Origin of the sequence: Tamilnaduibacter salinus (genome assembly GCF_003096655.1) — a bacterium.
GTDB classification, from domain to species: Bacteria; Pseudomonadota; Gammaproteobacteria; order Pseudomonadales; family Oleiphilaceae; genus Tamilnaduibacter; species Tamilnaduibacter salinus.
The window spans coordinates 48,852-63,939 of record NZ_QEKQ01000005.1 but is presented as its reverse complement, the minus strand read 5'-3'; the positions used below and the strand labels follow the sequence as shown (position 1 = coordinate 63,939).

The window sequence follows — 15,088 nt, the reverse complement described above, 5'->3', positions numbered from 1 at the left end:
GCACTGTTCGTCCAGCAACACGCTCTGGCAATCAGAGCTCGTTACCGGTCATGGACGGCATGGCCTCAGCTTTTTTGGCCAGTTCCATGAGCTGGTCACGAGTCGGAACAATCAGTCCGACATCCTTCAGATAGCCGTTCGGACCCATGGCGCCGGCGCTGGTGAACTCGGCCACATACTCCTGGATACCCGGAACCACACCAATGTGCGCTTGCTTGACGTAGAACCACAGTGAACGGGCAATCGGGTAGTCATCCTTGGCGATGTTCTCGACCGTCGGCTTCTTGCCATTGATCACAGCCGCCTGCAGCTTGCCACGGTTTTCTTCCAGGAAGCTGTAGCCAAAGATGCCGTAAGCTTCGGTATCGCCCATGAGCTTCTGAACGATCAGGTTGTCGTTCTCACCCGCTTCAACAAATGCACCATCTTCGCGGATGCTGTGGCAGGCTTCTTCCATCGCCTCTTCTTCCATGTTCGCGAAGATAGGCATTTCCTCGCAGCCACCCTGCATGGCGAGCTCGACGAACGCGTCACGCGTACCGGAGGTCGGGGGCGGACCCATTACCCGGATTTTGGCATCCGGAAGACTGCTATCCACGTCGCTCCAGGTCTGATTCGGGTTCATAACCAGCTCAGAACCATCGTCGCTCGGGACTTTCTCCGCCAGCGCCAGGAACAGCTGTTCAAGGGAGATATCCAGGTTCTCGGCGTCCTGAGAGCTGGCGATCACGATGCCATCACTGCCAATGCGGAATTCCGTGATCTCTTCCACGCCGTTGTTCTGGCACAGCTTGAACTCGCTGGGCTTCATCCGACGGGAGGCGTTGGTGATGTCCGGGTTCTGAGTACCAACACCCTGGCAGAACAGTTTCATGCCACCGCCAGAACCGGTCGATTCCAGCTTCGGGGTGGGAAAATCGGAACTACGACCGAACCGCTCGGCAACCACTGTTGCGAAAGGGTAGACGGTCGAGGAACCCACAATACTGATGGTATCCCGCGCGGCTGCCGGCGTTGCGACGGCCGTCATGGCGCCAGCGACAACGACGCTGGCAAGAGCTGTATTCAGTTTTTTCACGTTGAGCCTCCTAATGCACTGATGTGTCCAGGCGGCCGGCGTCACCGATCCGGTGTCCGCCGGCGCCCGAAGGCGACCGAAAGGATGTCCCTCCCGTGGCGCCTCCATGGCACGGCAACTGATAAGCCGATGTCATGCAGGCTAATGACCCTGTATGACAGTTATATGACAGCATAGCGTTTCCTCCCCGACCGCTGCTCGCGAGCGGCCCGTCCGCCCCCTTCGAATCGCAACCGCGGCCGGCTCCCCATTACGTCTAAAACGGCTTGCAGAGACACCCAAACGGGCTACCATGGGCCCCATACTGCGCAGCACAAGAATACCGATCCATGAAAACCGACTCCCCTGCCCCGTTGCGTCTGCTGGACAGCCTGGACGCCTTTACGGAACATTCCGGACGTCTGCTGGCCTGGCTGAACGTCGCCATGGTGCTCCTCACATTCGCCGTCGTGATCATGCGCTATCTGTTCGATCAGTCCTCCATCTTTCTGCAGGAGAGCGTGATGTACCTGCATGCCACGCTGTTCATGCTGGCCAGTGCCTACACCCTCAAACACAACGACCACGTGCGCGTGGACATTCTCTACCAGCGCATGCCCGGGCGCGGGAAAGCGCTGGTGGACCTGCTCGGCACCCTGCTGCTGATGCTGCCGGTGGTGATCTACATTGCCCTGTCCAGTTGGGGGTACGTGCTCGATTCCTGGGCCATTCTGGAAACCTCCCCGGAGAGCAGCGGCATCCCGGCGATCTTTCTCCTGAAGACACTGATCCCCGTCATGTGCGCACTGCTGTTCATTCAAGGGGGAGCGGAGGTGTTACGAAACGGTGCCGTTCTGTTGGGCTGGCGCCGGAAGGAACAACCGGGTGACGTGGAGGACCGCCTGTGAGCGCCGTGATCGAGTTCATGCCCCTGATCATGTTCGGCGTCGTCTGCGTGGTGCTGATGGCCGGCTATCCCGTGGCCTTCTCCCTGGCCGGCACCGCGCTGGCGTTTGCCGGCGGCGGCATGCTGTTCGGCATCTATGACGCATCCTTTATGGGCGCCACCCCCAACCGCCTGTTTGGCCTGATGACCAACCAGACGCTGATCGCCGTGCCCCTGTTCATCTTCATGGGGTGCATGCTCCAGCAATCGAAAATTGCCGAAAGTCTGCTGGAGAGCATGGGCGAGGTATTCCGTCGCGTCCGGGGTGGGCTCGGCGTCTCCGTGGCGGTGGTGGGCATGCTGCTGGCCGCCAGCACCGGCATCGTGGGTGCCACCGTGGTCACCATGGGCCTGATTTCACTGCCCACCATGCTGCGGCGCGGCTACAGCCCGTCGCTGGCCACAGGCACCATCTGCGCCACCGGCACCCTGGGCCAGATCATCCCCCCCTCCATTGCCCTGGTACTGCTCGGCGATGTCATGTCCAGCGCCTATCAGCGGGCCCAGCGCAATCAGGGAATCTTCAGCCCGGACACCGTATCGGTCGGCGACCTCTTCGTTGGCGCCCTCATTCCGGGGCTGATACTGGTGCTTCTGTATGTGGTCTACATCGTCACCATCGCATTCCTCAAACCCGAAGCCGCCCCGGCGGACAACCGCACTGACACCGAGAAAGCCGATGCCGCGGGCTCGCTCTGGCAGAATCTGGCCCCGCCACTGGTGCTGATTGTGGCCGTGCTCGGGTCCATCCTGACAGGCATCGCGACACCCACCGAGGCCGCCGGTGTCGGGGCGCTGGGCGCCTGCGGCCTGGCGGCGATGCGCGGTCGACTGACGCATCCGGTGCTGCGGGATGTCTGCCGACAGACCACCCGGGTCACCTGCATGGTGTTCCTGATTCTCGTCGGCGCGACGATCTTCTCACTGGTTTTCCGGGGTTACGGTGGGGACGAGCTGATTCACGGCATTTTCAACGACATGCCCGGCGGCGTGGTCGGGGCCATGATTGTCACAATGATTGTAATCTTCCTGCTGGGCTTCATCCTGGATTTTATCGAGATCACGTTCGTGGTGGTTCCCATCGTCGCCCCGGTGCTCCTGCAGATGGGGCTGGACCCGGTGTGGCTCGGGATCATGATCGCCCTGAACCTGCAGACGTCTTTCCTGACGCCACCGTTTGGCTTCTCGCTGTTCTACCTGCGGGGCGTCGCGCCGGCCAGCGTCACGACCAGCCAGATCTATCGCGGTGTGATGCCATACATCGCCATTCAGCTCATCATGCTGCTGTTGCTGGCACTCCTGCCGGAACTGGCCACCTACTTACCCAATCTGCTTTACGGTTAACCGGGGAACGCAATCATGACCCTGCACGATGATGACAAGCCCAGGCCACGGGGCGAACTCGCGCTCCAGGTGGTCCCGATGCCTGCTGACACCAACGCCAACGGCGACCTTTACGCCGGCTGGCTGGTCCGGCAGATGGACATGGCCGCTGCCACGACCGCCGAGCGCATTTCCCGTGGGCGCAACGCCACGGTCGCAATCGACCGGATGGAGTTTCTTTCACCCCTGAGGGTGGGGTCCCAGGTGGCGTTCTACAGCGAACTGGTGGATATCGGAACCAGTTCGATGAAGATCAATGTGGAAGTCTGGACGCGGGACCGGGATGCCGACCGGATGCGGAAGGTCACCGAAGCCCTGTTCGTCTATGTCGCCATCGACGACCACGGGCGAATCCGGGAAGTGAAAGGGGACCGGAGCAGCCGGACCTGAACCGGCGGCAGGAGGAGCCCGCCGCCGGTCCCGGCGCTTACTCCGCTGAGCGGGCCTCGATGTAGGTCTGCTCGGAAATTTCCGTGTACGGCACCACCTTGTCACGGAATGACTTATAGGACTCGTAGGCCTTGGCGGCCATGTCATCCTTTTCGGCCAGTGCCTTCACCGCTTCCTCCGACATGTTACGCAGGCGCTTGAGCGCGTCGTCCGGGAAGCGGCGCAGTTTCACGCCCTTCTCGTCGACCAGCTCTTTCAGTGCCTCGTTGTTGCGGGCGGTGTACTCGGCCAGCATGTCGGCGTTCATCTCACGAACCGCGATATCGACGGTCTTCTGGAGGTGATCCGGCAGACTGTTGTAGGCCTCCTCGTTGACGATCAACTCCAGCGCCGTACCCGGCTCATGCCAGCCCGGATAGTAGTAGTACTCGGCGATCTGGTGCAGGCCGAAGGACAGATCATTATAGGGCCCGACCCACTCAGTGGCGTCGATGGTACCGGTCTGAAGCGCCGTGAAGATTTCGCCCCCCGGGAGGTTCACCGGCGTACCGCCGGCCTTTTCCAGCACGTCGCCACCGATCCCCGGAATCCGCATCTTCAGGCCTTTCAGGTCCTCAACGCTGTTGATTTCCTTGTTGAACCAGCCTCCCATCTGGACACCGGTATTACCACCCGGCCAGGGGATGACGCCGAACGGCTCATAGGCCTCGCGGTAGAGCTCCAGTCCGCCGCCATAGAACATCCAGCCATTGTACTCCTGCGCCGTCAGGCCGAAAGGAACGGTCGAGAAAAACTGCGCCGCCGGCACTTTGCCCTTCCAGTAATAACCGGCGCCGTGCCCCATCTCAGCCGTGCCCTGTGAAACAGCACTGAACACCTCCAGCGCCGGCACCAGGTCTCCGGCACCGTAGACGGTGATGTCGATCTGGCCATCGGTCATTTCACGCAGATTGTCGGCCAGGCGCTCGGGCGCGGTACCCAGCCCCGGGAAGTTCTTGGGCCAGGTGGTGACCAGTTTCCACTCGTAGGTTTTCTCGCCGGAATCGCCGGACGCCATCTCCGTTGACGTTGTGCCGTCTTCGGACGATTGGTTGCTGCCGGTCGTTTCGCCATTGTCAGCGCCACCGGAACAACCGGCCAGACCAAGACTCAGCGAGCCGACCAGTAACGAGGTCATCAGTAGACGGGTTGTCATGTTGCCTCCCTGTTTTTTGATTGTTGTACAGTGCACCCGTTGGTCAGTGTACGGGTTTGGACACGCGGAATGGGGGTCCTACGGCTAAAGTCGCGGATAATCTATAGCCGTTCCAGAGGAGCATAGGCCAGAACGAGCCACTTCGCTCCTTCGTCAAAGTTCACCTGGACGCGCGTATGGTGACCGCTGCCCTCACAGTTCATGATGATGCCCTCACCGAACTTGCGATGGTGGACACGCTGGCCCAGCTGGAAGCCCGCCTCCGCCAGCGGATCACCGCCGCCCATGCCCTCGTTCGGGCGCTGGACCATGGCGGGCCGGCTGACGGTATTGCGCAGGCGCACCTCCTGGAGGCAGTCCGGCGGGATCTCACGGACAAAACGCGACAGGGCGTGGAACTTCTCCTGGCCGTACAGACGGCGTGACTCGGCGTAGGTCATCACCAGGCGCTTCATGGCCCGCGTCATGCCCACGTAGGCGAGCCGCCGCTCCTCTTCCATGCGGCCAGGCTCTTCCAGCGACATGCTGTGCGGGAACAGACCTTCCTCGACGCCCGCCAGGAACACCAGTGGAAATTCCAGCCCCTTGGCCGAGTGCAGCGTCATCAGCTGAACACTGTCCTCATCGTCCTCCGCCTGAGCCTCACCGGCGTCCAGAGCCGCCTGGGCGATGAACTCCGTCAATGGGTCCATGCCATCGTCCACATCAAATTCACCCACGGCGTTGACGAGTTCGTCCAGGTTCTCGACCCGCGCCTGGCCCTTCTCGCCTTTTTCGCTGGCGTGGTAATCCCGCAAGCCACTGTCGCGCACGGCTCGCTGGGTCAGCTCCTGCAGCGTCAGCTTGTCGCGATCCTCGTCCAACGCCTCAATGAGCGTCATGAACTGTTGCAACCCCGTCTTCGCGCGCCCCTTGAGTGCGCCCGCTTCCAGCATGCGGAGCGAGGCCTGCCAGAGTGACAGCGCCCCTTCCGAGGCCGTCCGGCGAATCTCGGCGAGGCTCTTGGCGCCGATGCCCCGGGTGGGGATGTTCACCACCCGTTCAAACGCGGCATCATCGTCCGGATACAGGACCAGTCGCAGGTACCCAAGGGCATTGCGGATTTCCTGTCGGTCGTAGAACCGCAGACCACCGTAGACGCGATAGGGAATGCCCTGGCGCAGCAGCGATTCCTCCAGCACCCGGGACTGGGCGTTGGAACGGTAGAGTATGGCGCTTTCCTGACGCAGGTTGCCTTCATCGACCCAGGCACTGATGGTATCGGCGATGTAGTTGGCTTCATCCTGTTCGTTGAAGGCCGCATACAGGCTGATCAGCTCGCCTTCCTCGCCATCGGTCCAGAGTTCCTTGCCCAGTCGCCCCTGGTTGTTGGCAATCACCGTGTTTGCTGCCTTGAGGATGGTCTGGGTCGACCGGTAGTTCTGCTCCAGCCGCACCAGGCGCGCGTCGGGAAAATCCTGCTGAAAACGCTGCAGGTTCTCGATGCGGGCACCGCGCCAGCCGTAGATGGACTGGTCGTCGTCCCCCACGATGGTCATGGGCACCCGGTCACCGGCCAGCACCCGCAGCCACGCGTACTGGATGGTGTTGGTGTCCTGGAATTCGTCCACGAGGATGTGCTGGAACCGTCGCTGGTAGTGGGCCGTCAGCTCGGGCCGGTGCAGCCAGAGCTCGTGGGAACGAAGCAACAACTCGCCAAAATCCACCAACCCGCTCTGCTGACACTGGTTCTCGTAACGGCGATAGATTGTCAGCATTTCGGCGGTGAAATGATCCCCGGGATTCTCCTGGATGTTCGCGGCGCGCTGACCTTCGTCCTTCCGGCTGTTGATGAACCATTGTGCCTGGCGCGGTGGCCAGCGGCTCTCGTCCATTTCCAGCTCGCGCATCACCCGCTTGATGAGCCTCAGCTGGTCGTCACTGTCCAGCACCTGGAAATTCTCGGGCAGGCCGGCATCCTGCCAGTGCGCCCTCAGCAGGCGATGGGCGATGCTGTGAAAGGTGCCAAACCAGAGGCCGTGGCCACCGAGATTCATCATCTCGCTGATCCGGCCCCGCATCTCACGGGCGGCTTTGTTGGTAAACGTCACGGCCAGCAGGCCGGTGGCGGGCACCTGATCCACCTGCATCAGCCAGGCCATACGGTGCACCAGCACACGGGTCTTGCCACTGCCGGCACCGGCCAGCACCAGAAGATGTCGGTTCTGCGCGGTCACGGCCTCGCGCTGGGCGTCATTAAGAGGATCGATGATGGGCGATACGTCGTCCATTCCGAGCGTCTGCCTTCGCCGAAAATGAACGGGGGAGTATATCAGAGGGAAGTCGCGGACCACTGACGGAGGATCGAGTGGGCCACGGAAAGTACGGAAAGCGTCCTTCGGACGGAGCAAAGGGGTTTGAACGTTTTAAAGTCAGAAGGTCTGAAAGTAGCCGGCACGCATTCCTTCTTCTTTCCGACTTTAACACCTTCTAACTTTCGCTTTTGGGCGCTTCCTTGGCTCAAAACAAAACGGGGCCCGCAGGCCCCGCTGTTGGTCGCCTATTGCCCGCGCGGCACGGTCTGGGGCTCGACGTACTCCATCAGGCCTTCGATACCGCCCTCGCGGCCGATGCCGGAAGCTTTCATGCCGCCGAACGGCGCTTCCGGAGTCGGGCCAGTGCCGGTGTTCCAGCCGACGTGGCCAAACCGCAATCCGCCGATCACACGCTGTGCTCGCGCCTCGTCGCCGGTGAACACATAGGCGGCCAAGCCGAACTCAGTGTCGTTGCCGGCATCGATCACTTCGTCCTCGGACTGGAACCGGGCCATGGGCACCAGCGGGCCGAAGGTTTCCTCCTGCGAACAGGCCATCTCTCGGGTGATGCCATCAATGACTGTCGGCGGGTAGTACAGATCCTGTCCGCTCAGTTCACCCGGCTGCTTGCCGGCCACCAGAGTACCGCCTTTCGACAGCGCGTCCTCAACGTGGCGGCGCACCTTGTCGAATCCGCCTTTGTTGATCAGCGGCCCGATGTCCGTGCCCTCTTTCATGCCGTCGCCGACGGCCAGCGCATTGACCCGCTCCGCCAGCTTCTGGCCAAAGGCCTCAGCGACGTCGTCATGGACGAAAATGCGATTGGCGCAGACGCAGGTCTGGCCACCACCCCGGAACTTGTTGGCCATCAGATGATCGGCCGCCGCGTCCAGATCGGCGTCATCGAAGACAATGAACGGCGCGTTGCCACCCAGTTCGAGGCCCAGCTTCTTCACCCAGCCGGTACTGTTCTGCATCAGTGTGCGGCCCACTTCGGTGGAGCCGGTGAAGCTGATCATCGGCACGTCCGGTGATTCACACAGGATGCGGCCGATCATGCTGGACTTGCCCATCACCAGATTGACCATGCCCTTGGGCAGGTCCAGCTTCTCGTGCATGAGTGAGAACAGGGCAATCATGGTCAGCGGCGTTTCCGCCGCCGGTTTGATGATCGTCGGGGAGCCGGCCGCCAGCGCAGCGGACAGCTTCTTGGCGATCATGCCAATCGGAAAGTTCCAGGGCGTGATCAGGCCCGACACACCGATCGGCCGGTAATGAATCGTCCAGGTGGCGTTCTTGGGCTGCTCGGGAATCGTGTGCGGCGCCAGGTGGTCGATGTACTTCGCGCAATAATCGAAGAAACCGGCCGCGTAGTCCGCCTCACCCTGCGCTTCCTTGAGCGGTTTGCCATGCTCCATGCAGAGGATGCGACCGACTTCCTCGCGGTTTTCCTTCAGCGCATCGCGGATGCCCTCCAGCCAGCCCCGGCGGGTCTCGAGATCATAGGGCTGCGTCAGGCGCAACGCCTGCTTCGCCTCGGCGATCGCCCGGTGAATGTCCGCCTCCTCCATGGAGGCCACTTCCGCGATGACCGATTGGGTCGCCGGGTTAAAGACCTCAAAAGACTGGCCGGATGCGGTTCGGGCCCACTCCCCTCCGATGTAACCATCCAGGTGCTTGAGCAGCGGTGACTCCATCATATCGGCTCCTTTTCGCGGCAAGAGGTAAGCAGCCTCCGGTCAGCGCCTGTTCGACAGGGCGCCTCAGAGGCCTTTGGGAACAGGGTTCATAGTGGCTGACTTCACCCCGTCGGACAAGTCATGAAGGCGCTTTGCGACCAAGGTAGAAGACCGCAATCACAGCGCTTGAGGCGGACGAAAAAGGGTGCCTATACTCAAAGGGTTGCCATTCCCAACCTCATCAGCGGAGGCCCGAGCATGAAAGCGTTTTTCCATCCGGCACAGGACCAGCACAACCCGCAGAGTTATTTCACCCGTGGCCAGATGCGTTCGCCGCAGGAAGTGCCCGACCGGACCCGGGAAATGCTGAAGGGACTCGGCGAGATGGAGGTGGATGTCCGCGAGCCCTGCGATCAGGGACCGGGCCCCATTGCGAAGGTTCACGATCTGGGCTACCTGCGTTTTCTCGAGTCGGCCCATGACCGCTGGCCCGAGGACTGGGGCGACGAGGTGATGTCCAACATCTTTGTGCGCTCACCGAATGCACTCAAGAGCATTCTCGCCGAAGCCGGGCGCTACCAGGCCGACGGTAGCTGCCCGATCGGGGCCGGCACCTGGAACGCGGCCTACTGGTCCGCCCAGTCCGCATTGGGCGCAGCCGATGCCCTGATGGCCGGTGATCGCCTGTCCTATGCCATCAGCCGTCCGCCGGGCCACCACGCCCGCCGGGATGCCGCCGGCGGCTTCTGCTATCTGAACAACGCTGCCATCGCCGCCGAGGCAATGATCGGCCGGTTTCCGAAGATCGCCATTCTCGATACGGACATGCACCATGGTCAGGGCATTCAGGAAATTTTCTACGACCGGGACGACGTGCTCTATGTGTCAGTGCATGGTGATCCGACCAACTTCTATCCGGTCACCAGCGGCTACGAGGAAGAACGCGGCGAGGGGCGCGGTGAAGGCTACAACGTCAATCTACCCATGCCACACGGCGCCAGTGAAGAACACTTCTTCGAAACGCTGGAAAAGGCCATGGCCGCCATCCGCCTGTTCGAACCGGATGCCCTGATCCTCACCCTCGGCTTCGACATCTACAAGGACGACCCTCAGGCCAAGGTGTCCGTCACCACCGACGGCTTCAACCGTCTCGGACGGCGCATCCACCAGGCCAATCTGCCCACCCTGGTCGTGCAGGAAGGAGGCTATGACCTGGAACACCTGTCGGAGAACCTGCAGGCGTTTTTGAAAGGGCTGGATGACTGACAGGATCGGCCACGGAAACGCCCTTCGGGCGAAAGTCAGAGGGTCAGAAAGTCTGAAAGAAGCCGGTTGATTCTCAGCCGCTTTCTGACTTTCTGACATTAAAACATTCAAACGTCTTTTTTCCGTCCGAAGGACGGTTTCCGTGCTTTCTGTGTTTTTCCGTGGCGAATGGGTCTTAAGGCGCATACACCTGTACATTCGGCAGCCCCTCGGCCTGCAACTGACCGGCGTGCATGCGGCTCATGGTGCCGCGGTCGCAGTAGAGCAGGTAGCGCCGGTCCGATGCCAGCTCGCTCAGATGCTGGCTGAGTTCATAGAACGGAATATGCAGGATCTCGTTGTTGGTCAGGTGCAGGGGCGCGCGCTCTTCCTCGGTCGGGTGGCGCACGTCGATGATGACATCATCCAGTGAGGGGGTACGGACCAGCTCCACCTCTTCCGGTGTGGTGAGGGTCTCCATCAGGCGGTGGATCGGCGTCGCCACCCGGTCTTCAATGGCTTTGGCGAGCACGGCCGGGTCCATTTTGGCCTCTTCCTCCTCCGCGCGGTGAACCTTGGCCCGGGTGACCGGCTTGCTGGATATCACACCGCAGTACTCTGGCATGTTCCGCGCAAATTCGTCCGTTTCAATCTCACCGGCCAGGCGGATGATTTCACCCTTGTCCATGTTGATCAGCGGACGAAGGACCACCTGCTCACTGGCCCGGTCGATCACGTTGATATTGGTCAGTGTCTGACTGGACACCTGCGCCACCGAGTCGCCGGTCACCAGCGCCTGCGCGTTGGTCTCACCCGCGATTGCCGAGGCGGCCCGGAGCATCACCCGCTTGAGCGTCACGCCCCAGTAGCGGTTGTTGACGGAGCGCATGATCTCGCCCACCACCTCCTCGAACGGCACCGTGATGAAGTGCACCGAGTGGGACGAGCCGTAGCGCGACCAGAGGTGCCAGGCCACCTGTTTGACACCCGTCTCATGGGCGGTGCCGCCCAGATCGAAGAACAGAAAATGCGTCCGGATACCCCGGCGCATATTCAGATAGGTGGCGACAGACGAGTCGTAGCCCCCGGAGATGAGCGTCATCGCGTTTTCCACCGCGCCCATCGGGTAACCGCCCATGCCCTCAAACCGCTCGTCCACAACGTGGAAATAATCGCCAATCACTTCCAGGCGCACCGGTTCGTCGGGATGATTGAGATTGACCGCCCGTGCGTCTGTCCGCCGCAGCAGCGCGCCCCCAAGGTATTTCTCCAGATCCTGCGAACTGAAGTCATGCTTGCCCGAACGGCGCACCCGGACGGCAAAGCTTTTACCCGCAAGACGCTGCTCAAAGCTGCTGACGACAATGTCCGCAATCGTCTCAAAACAGTCCAGCGGGTATTCCCGGATCACCTGGATGTTACTGATGCCCGGGACGCGCTGCAGCGTGGTGATGACCTGCTCGCGCGTCAGCCCGTCGTCCGGCAGTTGCACATCCACACGGTCCCAGCCACCCTGAACCTGTACGCGATCATCCAGCCGCGCCAGGATCCGACGGACGTTCCGGCGCAGCTGACGCACCTGCTGCTGACGCACGGGACGACTCTTGATCGCTGTTTCGGCAAAGGGGCGAATCAGAAACTTCATGGACACCTTTCGATCCGGTTAAAAACTGCGCTATTTTACCCTGTCGCGCAGTGGCGAACAAAGCCGCTGCCCTACTCATACGCATTGCAGGACCCACACACCATCATGACCGACGACACAGTGAATGCCCTGGTTTCTCCCGAGGGCAGCCTGGAAATTCTTTCAAGCCACGAAGTCAACCGACTCAAGGACAAGTCGGAGGGCGGGCTTTACCGGCTGTTCCGACAGTGCGCGCTCGCCGTGATGAACATCGGTACCGAGACGGACGACTGCAAGGATCTGATGGACCTGCACGCGGATTTCGATCTGCGACTGATCCAGCAGCCGCGCGGGCTGAAACTGGAACTGATCAACGCACCGGCCAGTGCGTTTGTGGACGGTGAAATGCTGCGGGGCATCCGCGAGCACCTGTTTGCGGTCCTGCGGGACATCATCTATGCCCACTCGATTCTGGCGGCAGCACCCGGGTTCCGGCGCGATGACGGTGAGACCACCACCAACCTGATCTTCCACATCCTGCGTAATGCCCGGGTGCTCAGGCCGGGCCACCAGCCGGATATGGTGGTGTGCTGGGGCGGGCATTCGATCAGTCGTGACGAATACAAGTACACCAAAGACGTGGGCCACGAACTGGGCCTGCGGAACCTGAGCATCTGCACCGGTTGCGGCCCGGGGGCCATGAAGGGCCCCATGAAAGGCGCCACCATCGGTCACGCCAAGCAACGGGTTACCGGCGGTCGTTACATTGGCATTACCGAACCCGGCATCATTGGCGCGGAAGCGCCCAACCCGATCGTCAATGAGCTGGTGATCATGCCGGACATCGAAAAACGTCTCGAAGCGTTCGTCCGCGCCGGGCACGGCATCGTCATCTTTCCCGGCGGCGTTGGCACCGCTGAGGAGATCCTGTATCTGCTGGGCGTCCTGCTGCACCCGGACAATCGTCACATCCCCTTCCCGATTGTGATGACCGGGCGTCAGGAGAACGCCGAGTATTTCCGGATGATTGATCGCTTTATCCGGAATGCGCTGGGCGACGAGGCGGCGGAGCATTACGAAATTATCATCGATGACCCGGTGGCCGTCGCCCGGGCGATGAAGCACGGCGTTGAGTCCGTCGAGGCCTTCCGGCGCGAGCACCAGGACGCGTATTACTTCAACTGGATGCTGACCGTCGATCCGGTCTTCCAGAAGCCATTCGACCCGACCCACGAAAGCATGCGCGCCCTGCAACTGGACCGCGATCAGCCGACTTATCTGCTCGCCGCCAATCTCCGCAAGGCATTCAGTGGCATCGTCGCTGGCAACGTCAAGGAACAGGGCATCCGTCAGGTTCAGGAGCGGGGCCCCTTCGAGATCGCGGGCGATCCGGAACTGCTCAGGCCACTGGATGACCTGCTGGCCGCCTTCGTTCGGCAGAATCGCATGAAACTCCCCGGCAGCTCCGCGTACCGGCCCAGCTACCGGATCATCGATACCACCACGCAGTCCACCGGGACGGATTAGACGGGCGAGGCCCCTTTGGTCAGGAACCGCCGTCAGCAGGCAGGCTGGCGTAATAGGCCGCCAGGTCCGCGATGTCCTCATCGCTGAGATTCGAGGCCGGCCCCTGCATCAAGGTGGCCTGTCCGCCCTGGCGGTCCCCGTCCCGATAGGCTTCCAGGGCCGACACGAGGTAGGCCCGGTTCTGACCGGCCAGGTTGGGGTAACGTTCGATCGGGGCCAGGCCATTGTGCCCATGGCAGGAGGCACAGACGGCGGCCTTCTCCCGTCCGGCCTGAACGTCGCCGGCCATCGCCCGACCCTCGCAGCCAACCAGCAACACCAGTGCTGGCATGATCCAGTATCGCCCTATCATTGCCGGGTTCCTCCCGTCCATCCACTCAGACTTTGGTACCATTCTGCCAACAGGGCGCGCCTGAGACCCTTTACCCTGTGACATATCGCATTTTCCGGAGCAGGAGCCCATCACCCCATGTCCATCCAGACCGAGACACTCACCTGTCGGCGTGGCCAGGTCGGGCTGATCACCCTCGACCGCCCCCAAGCGCTCAACGCCCTCTCCACTGAGACGCTGAACGCGCTGAACGCCTGCCTGGACGACTGGGCCGATCATCCGGACATTCATGCCGTGGTGCTCCGGGGGGCCGGCGACAAAGGGTTCTGCGCCGGCGGCGACATCCGTGAACTCTACCATGACATGCAGAAGGGCGACCCCGCCCAGACCGCAACCGCTTATTTCAGCAATGAATACCGGCTGGACCACAAGCTCCATCGTTTCCCCAAGCCCGTGGTCTGCTGGGCCCACGGCATCATCATGGGCGGCGGCCTGGGTCTGCTCGCCGCGAGTCGCTATCGTGTGATCACCCCGGACGCCCGGATGGCAATGCCCGAAGTCACCATCGGCCTGTTTCCGGACGTGGGATCGGGTTGGTTTCTGAACCGCATGCCCGGCAGCCTCGGCCTGTTCATGGGGCTTACCGGGGCCCGCCTGAATGCCACCGACGCACTGCGGGAGGGACTGGCGGACTTCGCACTGGCGCACACCGATCAGGACACGCTGCTTGACCGGCTGCGTGATATCGACTGGACCGGCAATGTCATCGCCGATGACAACCGACTCCACCAGTTACTGACGACGGTCACCAACGAGCGACCGGCGACCTTGCCGGAGAGCCAGCTTGCCCTTCACGAACAGGCCATCGCCCGCATTGCCCGGCGGGGTTCGCTCACGGACATCGTGGACGCCATTCTCGAACGGGAAAGCGACGATGAGTGGTGGCAGCAGGCACGGAGCAATCTGGCCAACGGCTGCCCAATGACACCCTGGTTGGTCTGGGAACACCTCCACAGAGGGCTGCAACTATCCCTCGCGGAGGTCTTCCGGATGGAGCTGATCATGGCCGTGCGCTGCTGCGAAAAGGCGGATTTCCGGGAAGGCATCCGGGCACGGGTCATTGATAAGGATCAGTCGCCGCGGTGGCAGCACGCGTCTGTCCCGGAGGTCCCGAGAGACGCGGTGGACGCGTTTTTTGAATCCCCCTGGGCCGAGGACGAGCACCCGCTGGCGGATCTGGAAGGCTAGGAGTCTGCCACGGAAAGACGCTGAAACGCCTTAAAGCGAGCGTCAGAAGGTTTTAGAGTTCTAAAGCTTGAAAGAAGAAGGAATGACTGTCGGCCACTTCCAGACCTTTTGACTTTAAAACGTTCAAACCCCTTTGGCACCGTCCGAAGGACGGTTTCCGAGATTTCCG

The 15,088-nt window shown here is 61.7% G+C and carries 12 protein-coding genes; 6 read left to right on the top strand and 6 right to left on the bottom strand.

Translation table 11 applies throughout. From position 1 onward, the window contains the following. Positions 1-31 precede the first annotated feature (31 nt). Positions 32-1,078 carry a substrate-binding domain-containing protein gene (locus tag C8D92_RS08575; RefSeq protein ID WP_116919094.1) on the bottom strand — a complete coding sequence of 349 codons (1,047 nt, stop codon included), beginning with the start codon at positions 1,076-1,078 and terminating at the stop codon, positions 32-34. Positions 1,079-1,407: 329 nt separating this feature from the next. Between C8D92_RS08575 and C8D92_RS08570 the strand changes: the two genes are divergently transcribed. Genes C8D92_RS08570 through C8D92_RS08560 form a run of 3 tightly spaced genes read left to right on the top strand, consistent with a single transcriptional unit; the run spans position 1,408 to position 3,776 of the window. Next, a complete protein-coding gene (locus tag C8D92_RS08570) occupies positions 1,408-1,965 on the top strand; it encodes a TRAP transporter small permease subunit (RefSeq protein ID WP_116919093.1) in 558 nt (185 codons plus the stop codon). 5 nt (positions 1,966-1,970) lie between these two features. Then, on the top strand, positions 1,971-3,347 hold the full coding sequence (locus tag C8D92_RS08565; RefSeq protein ID WP_116919235.1) for a TRAP transporter large permease: 1,377 nt from the start codon (positions 1,971-1,973) through the stop codon (positions 3,345-3,347). 15 nt (positions 3,348-3,362) lie between these two features. After that, complete coding sequence (locus C8D92_RS08560) at positions 3,363-3,776, top strand: acyl-CoA thioesterase (protein WP_095611006.1); 414 nt, start codon at positions 3,363-3,365, stop codon at positions 3,774-3,776. A 37-nt stretch (positions 3,777-3,813) separates the two neighbouring features. Here C8D92_RS08560 and C8D92_RS08555 read toward each other — a convergent pair whose 3' ends face one another. The 3 genes from C8D92_RS08555 to C8D92_RS08545 form a co-directional block, all read right to left on the bottom strand. Further along, positions 3,814-4,971, bottom strand: a complete 1,158-nt coding sequence (locus C8D92_RS08555; RefSeq protein ID WP_116919092.1) for a TRAP transporter substrate-binding protein — start codon at positions 4,969-4,971, stop codon at positions 3,814-3,816. A 101-nt stretch (positions 4,972-5,072) separates the two neighbouring features. Then, complete coding sequence (gene uvrD, locus C8D92_RS08550) at positions 5,073-7,241, bottom strand: DNA helicase II (RefSeq protein WP_095611004.1); 2,169 nt, start codon at positions 7,239-7,241, stop codon at positions 5,073-5,075. A 269-nt stretch (positions 7,242-7,510) separates the two neighbouring features. After that, positions 7,511-8,965, bottom strand: coding sequence for an aldehyde dehydrogenase family protein (locus C8D92_RS08545; RefSeq protein WP_095611003.1), 1,455 nt, complete (start codon positions 8,963-8,965; stop codon positions 7,511-7,513). Between the two features lie 237 nt (positions 8,966-9,202). On the opposite strand from C8D92_RS08545, the gene C8D92_RS08540 reads away from it, so the two are divergent. Beyond that, on the top strand, positions 9,203-10,210 hold the full coding sequence (locus C8D92_RS08540; protein WP_095611002.1) for a histone deacetylase family protein: 1,008 nt from the start codon (positions 9,203-9,205) through the stop codon (positions 10,208-10,210). 175 nt (positions 10,211-10,385) lie between these two features. On the opposite strand, the gene thiI is transcribed toward C8D92_RS08540, so the two are convergent. Continuing rightward, positions 10,386-11,834, bottom strand: coding sequence for a tRNA uracil 4-sulfurtransferase ThiI (gene thiI, locus C8D92_RS08535; protein ID WP_116919091.1), 1,449 nt, complete (start codon positions 11,832-11,834; stop codon positions 10,386-10,388). A gap of 105 nt (positions 11,835-11,939) precedes the next feature. Here thiI and ppnN point away from each other — a divergent pair, with 105 nt between their 5' ends. Continuing rightward, the gene (gene ppnN, locus C8D92_RS08530; protein ID WP_116919090.1) at positions 11,940-13,340 is read left to right on the top strand and encodes a nucleotide 5'-monophosphate nucleosidase PpnN; all 1,401 of its coding nucleotides are present in this window, start codon (positions 11,940-11,942) and stop codon (positions 13,338-13,340) included. 19 nt (positions 13,341-13,359) lie between these two features. Here the strand turns inward: ppnN and C8D92_RS08525 are convergent, their stop codons facing one another. Continuing rightward, positions 13,360-13,671, bottom strand: coding sequence for a c-type cytochrome (locus C8D92_RS08525; protein WP_409456172.1), 312 nt, complete (start codon positions 13,669-13,671; stop codon positions 13,360-13,362). A gap of 138 nt (positions 13,672-13,809) precedes the next feature. On the opposite strand from C8D92_RS08525, the gene C8D92_RS08520 reads away from it, so the two are divergent. Then, entirely contained in the window at positions 13,810-14,919 is a 1,110-nt protein-coding gene (locus C8D92_RS08520) for an enoyl-CoA hydratase/isomerase family protein (protein ID WP_116919089.1), read from the top strand. Positions 14,920-15,088: the final 169 nt, after the last annotated feature.

Excerpts from the sequence above, each read along its gene's own strand:
- ppnN (WP_116919090.1), top strand. The coding sequence starts at position 11,940 with ATGACCGACGACACAGTGAATGCCCTGGTTTCTCCCGAGGGCAGCCTG.
- C8D92_RS08520 (WP_116919089.1), top strand. The coding sequence starts at position 13,810 with ATGTCCATCCAGACCGAGACACTCACCTGTCGGCGTGGCCAGGTCGGG.
- C8D92_RS08560 (WP_095611006.1), top strand. The coding sequence starts at position 3,363 with ATGACCCTGCACGATGATGACAAGCCCAGGCCACGGGGCGAACTCGCG.
- C8D92_RS08555 (WP_116919092.1), bottom strand. The coding sequence starts at position 4,971 with ATGACAACCCGTCTACTGATGACCTCGTTACTGGTCGGCTCGCTGAGT.
- C8D92_RS08570 (WP_116919093.1), top strand. The coding sequence starts at position 1,408 with ATGAAAACCGACTCCCCTGCCCCGTTGCGTCTGCTGGACAGCCTGGAC.
- C8D92_RS08540 (WP_095611002.1), top strand. The coding sequence starts at position 9,203 with ATGAAAGCGTTTTTCCATCCGGCACAGGACCAGCACAACCCGCAGAGT.
- thiI (WP_116919091.1), bottom strand. The coding sequence starts at position 11,834 with ATGAAGTTTCTGATTCGCCCCTTTGCCGAAACAGCGATCAAGAGTCGT.
- uvrD (WP_095611004.1), bottom strand. The coding sequence starts at position 7,241 with ATGGACGACGTATCGCCCATCATCGATCCTCTTAATGACGCCCAGCGC.
- C8D92_RS08525 (WP_409456172.1), bottom strand. The coding sequence starts at position 13,671 with ATGCCAGCACTGGTGTTGCTGGTTGGCTGCGAGGGTCGGGCGATGGCC.
- C8D92_RS08545 (WP_095611003.1), bottom strand. The coding sequence starts at position 8,965 with ATGATGGAGTCACCGCTGCTCAAGCACCTGGATGGTTACATCGGAGGG.